Origin of the sequence: Microcoleus sp. CAWBG27 (genome assembly GCF_020883145.1) — a bacterium.
Classification (GTDB): domain Bacteria; phylum Cyanobacteriota; class Cyanobacteriia; order Cyanobacteriales; family Microcoleaceae; genus Microcoleus.
Genome location: NZ_JAHREU010000039.1, coordinates 65,189 through 71,595, shown reverse-complemented (window position 1 = coordinate 71,595; position 6,407 = coordinate 65,189). Strand labels below are relative to the sequence as shown.

Sequence of the window (6,407 nt, the reverse complement as noted above, 5' to 3'; positions counted from 1 at the left end):
TGCATTGGACACAAATGTGATTTTGTTTTCCTTTCTTCTTGCCGTTTTTACGGATATGGGTTGATTTACATTCAGGGCATTGCATAAATTATTCCTCCTATTCATACTCTAACTCAGCAACGCCAATGATATATAGCCTTTCTCAAAAAGATGAGGTACGTCTGAGAGCTGGTATAACCGCTTAGACGTATAGGGCTCGCATCCCAACAACATACCTCATCTTTCTGATAACCGCTATAAGTCATAAAAAAGATCGCTTTTCTGCTGTGATCCCAAAAAAGCGATCGAGAGCCTGCTACGTGCAAGCCACAAAAGCAATTTGCTGCTAAAAAAACCAGCTTGCTTGACTTAAATATCTTGTTCGCTCAATTCGCGAATCATATAATCAAAAGGCTGTTCTAGAAAAGGCCCGACAGACAAGCCGGCAGATTCAACCTGAGCCTTAACCATCTCCTTCATAATGCTAATCCCCATCACCGTCGGGCCGATGGGAACGCTCAGAGAATTGTAAGTTTCCCGCAAACCTTGGAGCACGCGCTCGTCCAGCACATCGGTACTTCCAGCCACCAAGGCGTAGGTAGCGTAGCGCAAGTAGTAGTCCATATCTCGCAGACAAGCCGCGTAGCGACGAGTTGTGTAGGCATTACCACCGGGACGAATCAGTTCGGGCTGTTCTGCAAATAGCTGAATACCAGCTTGCTTGACAATAGCCGCAGCATTGCTGTTAATCGCTGCTGCTGCTTGTACCCGTGCTGTGCCAGTTGCAAAATAAGATTTCAACCGATCGATACCATCTCGGTCTAAATACCTACCAGCAACATCATAATTTTCAATCAGACTCGTCACGGCATCGCGCATAAGTTTCTCTCCCAAAAATCTTTATCAATACTTTGCTATCTGAGATAGACCGCCTATTGTAGACTACTACAAATCGGCCTTTGATTAAGATTTGAGATAGGATTTGCACACAGGGTAGTCCCTCCCCGGCAAATGACCGCCAAGTTCAGCCGTTTGCCTGATATCAACAGCCGAAACACAGACAAGGCAATCATCACAAATTGTCCTGCTCCACTGGGCCCACTTTAATATTTTGTATCTATTGTTACAAAACTGTGGGTACTCAAGGCATACGATCGCGCAAACAGTCTGAAATTTGCCGTTAGCGAAGCCCGCCCCTACGGGGGCTACGCCAACGAAGAGGATCGCCCGCAACAAAACCAATATCAGGAGTAAGTCATGTTCCAGACACCCCAAGAAGCCCTAAACTACATAAAAGAAAATAAGATCCAGATCGTCGATCTGAAATTCATCGATATGCCGGGGATCTGGCAACACCTTTCCCTGTACCACGACCAAATCGACGAAACCGCCTTCACCGACGGCGTACCCTTCGACGGTTCCAGCATTCGGGGCTGGAAAGCCATCAACGAATCAGACATGACAATGGTCATCGATCCTACCACCGCGTGGATGGATCCGTTCATGGCAGAACCCACCATCAGCTTCATTTGCAGCATCAAGGAACCCCGCACCGGCCAACCGTACAGCCGCTGTCCCCGCACCATTGCCCAAAAAGCGATAGACTACCTGCTGACCACCGGTCTCGGCGATACAGCATTCTTCGGCCCAGAAGCAGAATTCTTCATTTTTGACGACGTTCGCTTCGACCAAACGCAAAATTCCGGGTATTATTACGTAGATTCCGTCGAAGGTCGCTGGAATTCCGGCAAAGAAGAAGCAGGCGGCAACCTCGGCTACAAACCGCGTTACAAAGAAGGTTATTTCCCAGTAGCACCAACCGATACCTCTCAAGACATGAGAACGGAAATGCTGCTGACAATGGCAAAATGCGGCGTACCAATCGAAAAGCACCACCACGAAGTAGCCACCGGCGGGCAGTGCGAACTCGGTTTCCGCTTTGCGACATTAGTCCAAGCCGCTGACTACTTGCTGACATACAAATACGTCATCAAAAACGTCGGCAAAAAATACGGCAAAACCATCACCTTCATGCCCAAACCGCTGTTTAACGACAACGGTTCCGGGATGCACGTTCACCAGTCGATTTGGAAAGATGGCCAACCGCTATTTGCAGGCGATCAATATGCAGGTTTCAGTCAAATGGGACTGCATTACATCGGCGGTATTCTGAAGCACGCCCCGGCACTTTTGGCAATCACCAACCCGACGACCAACTCCTACAAGCGGTTGGTTCCCGGTTTTGAAGCGCCTGTAAACTTAGCTTATTCTCAAGGAAATCGATCGGCATCAGTGCGAATTCCCCTTTCCGGGAACAACCCGAAAGCCAAGCGCTTAGAATTCCGCTGCCCCGATGCCACATCCAACCCCTATTTAGCCTTTGCAGCCATGCTGTGTGCAGGCTTAGACGGCATCAAAAATCAAATCGATCCGGGCGAACCTTTGGACGTAGATATCTACGATTTGTCTCCCGAAGAATTAGCCAAAGTTCCTTCTACTCCGGGTTCCTTGGAAGGCGCGTTAGAAGCTTTAGAAAAAGACCACGCTTTCTTAACAGAAACAGGCGTCTTTACCGAAGACTTCATCCAAACCTGGATTTCTTACAAACTCGACAACGAAGTCAACCCGATGCGGTTACGTCCTCACCCTTACGAGTTTGCTTTGTACTACGATTGTTAAAAACTTAAGAATCAAAAATGGAAATTATGCCATTTTTAATGCTTAGTTAAAAAGAACGCCGCCCTACAAAGCGGCGTTTTTTTATAGTTTAGAACTTCTGGATCAGCGCCCAGACTTTGCCTTTTTGTTAGCGTGCATCTGGTATGAATGAAAATATACTCGTAGGGGCGAAGCATTTCGGCAGTAAATCTGTAATTTCCACTGATAAATTATGTGCCGAAATGCTTCGCCCTTGCCTTGCGCCAGATGCACCCTTTTGTTAACATAAAAATTATAGCCTTTGTCAAAAAGATTAGGTATAACTGACAGCTTACATAACCAATGAAGCCAAGAGGGCCCAAGCCCAACAACGTCCGCGAATCTTTATGAGAACCGCTATAGATGTGTTCAACAATCAACAATTAACAGTCAACAGTCAACATCACCAGACGCTGCAACCGGAATTGTATTAGATGCAAACTAGATCGAGTACGTACTGAATCGGGACTTTGGGAGGCGTAAAGTATAGAAGTTGCCGAACAGGCACAACGCGAGGTCGATCGACGGCTAGCAATTTGTTACCCTAAAAGTAGAATCATCCCTCCCTCAAACTGCATCCCATGAACAACGCCTCTCCCCTGATTCAAACTGTGACTCCAGAACGCTGGGCCGGGTTTAGCATGGACTTCATAGGGGCGGGTTGCACAGGTTTGTTGGTCAAAAACGGCCGCGCCGTGCGTACCCTGAAATCCGGGCGCCATTTCAGCTTCGCCCTTCCCCTGCTGGAACAGTGTCAAATTGTCCTCGTAGATACCAAACTTCGCAACTTGGACGTGCAGTCCCACGGAGATTTTTTGTCTAAGGATAGATTTTTAATTGATGCGACTTTGACGGTTATTTATCAAGTTATAGATCCGAAACGGGTAGCTTTGGAATTGTCCGATCCGATCGCAGCTTTGGCAAGTGCAGTTAAGGATTGTATGGGATTGGCGATCGGGCAATTTTCCTTACAACAGCTTATCACCCAAGGTCGGCTGTTGCTGCGCCAAAATTTGCTCGATCGCGTCCAAGACTTTTATCCCCTAGGTTTTAATTTAGAAGACGTGCGAATTGGCGATGTCAGCTTTCCCGAAACCAACGGAGTGATCCGCCAAGTTGAGGGAATGAGTGCGCGACAGGAAGCAGAAAATTCGGCCGCCCTGCAAATGAGAATTGCTGAAGCTGGCCGCCCGATCGTTCCTCAAGCTCCCGTCCAGCAGTTAAACTTAATTTCGGGTCATTCTCCTGCGAGTCTTCCAGCTTCTGAAACAGCAGCAGGATTCGATCGCGATTTGCAACAACTCAGCGAACAACTCGCTCAAAATAGTCTCCCACCCGCGAGAAATTCACCTTCACTTGCACCGACTGTACTCGCCAGCAGCGATCGCAAAAATACTGCATATTTAATCTACAAGTTTTCTGGACAGGCGATCGGTTTAACGGCCAATCCTTTTACAATTGGACGCGAACCGACTAACAGTTTAGTGTTGCAAGATCCGCAAAGTTCCCGCTACCACGCCCAAATCCGCCGCGCCACTGACGAAGTTGGCAAACAGCGATATCAACTTGTCGATAGCGGCAGTTCCAACGGCACTTTTGTCGGAGGGCAGAGGCTGGCTGCTAACGAACCTTTTTGGTTGGCAAATGGTTGCGAAATTGCGATCGGCGACCAAAAATGGGTGTTTCAAGACGGATGAAAACTACCCTTTTTTCGATCGAACTTAACGCCCTGTCCAAACTCGGACTACGGGTATTTTGTGATACTAATTTTATTTATTTGTACTTATGCTGAATGTAGGGCGATGGGTGAGAATAGTAGCTGTCAAAATCGGATTGTCAAACTTATACTGAGATTAGTATCAGTGTGAAACCCAGTGAATGCAAGGATTGTAGAAAATAGGTAACAGAATGAATGTGTATTTTGACTGAGTTTTGACCCGAAAAAAGTCAGTAATTCGGGCGATCGACCGCATCCTAACTATCAAAAAAACTAGGTGTCAACTTATACCAAAAAACTGTTCCTTAATGAACAGTTTTGTTTGTTGAAATAGGGCTGCCCTAGCCCAAGATATTTTGAATTGCGACGATCGAAATATTAGCAATCAACCCCAATACAGTTGACTTAAGAAAAATCTGACTTGCCCAAAATGGCTATATTGCCAGAAAATCGTCAGATGAAATTCATCAAAAGCATTAAGTAAACCGTATTGAAATATAATCCACTCCATCAAGAGAAGACTTTTGAACCACAGAGGGCGCTAAGAGCGCAGAGGGAAGAGTATTGCGAGGGTTTTGGAAAAAAACCTTTTATCCCTCCCCTCTCTGTGTTCTCTGTGTTCTCTGCGGTAAAATCTTCTTAATATCTACTTCACCTCTTTATAATCCAAAAATCGTCAGATGAAATTCATCAAAAGCGTTAAGTAAACCGTATTGCAATCAACCCGATCGCCCAGATCCCAAAACAAAAATAGCAGGTGTTGTTTTATACCCAAAAAAGGTTCTTGTACGAACATTTTGATTGTTAAAAATATGAGGAGGAAATCAGACTAATTTAAGATTGAGGGAGGCCAATAAATTGAACTGATAAATTGTGTGCAAGTCACGATCGCGTAAAAGTACAAAATTTAGGCAAAATCTGTAGTTGTCTATATTTTAGCCGTAGATTGCATCGCCCGGGCGATCGAACCGAACAAATCCAAATACCTGAGCTTAGAGCGAACCGAGCCGGACTTAAAGTCTTTGGACAAAAACAAGCACTTGCAAAAGTTAGTAGGAAAAAGGTTTTGAATCCGAGTTTAAATCACCGAAAATATTGGGTCTGAAACCTCCCCGTTTAGGGGGAAATCAAATAAAATGATTCATTGCTCCAATCCTCTTCTATCGACGGCTATGGGTAGCTGTCAACAGTCAACTAAGAGGGCAGGCCCGCACCATCCACTGCCCCTACAACTGATGAACCCACATCCCCCGTACCCAATTCCAAATGTCTCTGAGTAGAATTCTCTTCCCAACCCTAGGGGGGATATCTCCACAAGCATTTCGAGCGAGAATTTGTCAAGATTGAAAATATAACGAGAGGACAACCCCATGAGCTTTTCTATACAATCTGTTTACAACTGGTACCGCGAGACGCTCCGCAACCCCAAGTACCGCTGGTGGATTATTCTGGGAACACTGGCATATCTGGTAAGCCCGATCGACATTGCGCCGGATTTCCTCCCCGTAGTCGGACAAATTGACGATGTGGCGATCGCAGTATTGCTGATTTCGGAAGTGTCCCAAATGGCGATCGACTATTTTAAATCCCGCCAAACACAGACAGCCTCAGCATCAGAACCAACCGACACCTATGCAGAAGGGACACCCCGCACCGTAGATGTAGAAGCATCCTCTGTACAATAGTTGCCGAAAATAACTGAATACTTTACACCTTTTCGAGAGTGAGTGGGAGCAGAAAACATCGGCTCCCTTTTGCATGGGCGCTGGTAAACTCATGGGTGGGCGATCGAACAGGTTCGTAATGAGGACTTCAGTCCTTTCCAGGTTCGTTTCCAGGTTCGTAGTGAGGACTTCAGTCCTTTCCAGGTTCTTCGTTTCCAGGTTCGTAGTGAGGACTTCAGTCCTTTCCAGGTTCTTCGTTTCCAGGTTCGTAGTGAGGACTTCAGTCCTTTCCAGGTTATTCGTTTCCAAGTTCGTAGTGAGGACTTCAGTCCTTTCCAGGTTCTTCGTTT

4 protein-coding genes and 1 pseudogene are annotated in these 6,407 nt (G+C 46.2%); 3 read left to right on the top strand and 2 right to left on the bottom strand.

The window, feature by feature from the left end; genetic code table 11:
- Nucleotides 1-85: pseudogene (locus QZ938_RS20630) on the bottom strand (IS1 family transposase); the annotation flags it as partial.
- Nucleotides 86-348: 263 nt separating this feature from the next.
- A complete protein-coding gene (gene apcB / locus QZ938_RS20625; protein ID WP_293143500.1) occupies nt 349-858 on the bottom strand; it encodes an allophycocyanin subunit beta in 510 nt (169 codons plus the stop codon).
- Between the two features lie 378 nt (nt 859-1,236).
- Here apcB and glnA point away from each other — a divergent pair, with 378 nt between their 5' ends.
- From glnA to QZ938_RS20610, 3 genes are all read left to right on the top strand, one after another.
- Nucleotides 1,237-2,658 (top strand): type I glutamate--ammonia ligase, encoded by a 1,422-nt coding sequence (gene glnA / locus QZ938_RS20620; RefSeq protein WP_293143493.1) that lies wholly within the window; start codon nt 1,237-1,239, stop codon nt 2,656-2,658.
- Between the two features lie 599 nt (nt 2,659-3,257).
- Entirely contained in the window at nt 3,258-4,373 is a 1,116-nt protein-coding gene (locus tag QZ938_RS20615) for an SPFH domain-containing protein (protein ID WP_293143491.1), read from the top strand.
- A 1,390-nt stretch (nt 4,374-5,763) separates the two neighbouring features.
- Entirely contained in the window at nt 5,764-6,078 is a 315-nt protein-coding gene (locus tag QZ938_RS20610) for a YkvA family protein (RefSeq protein ID WP_293143488.1), read from the top strand.
- Nucleotides 6,079-6,407: the final 329 nt, after the last annotated feature.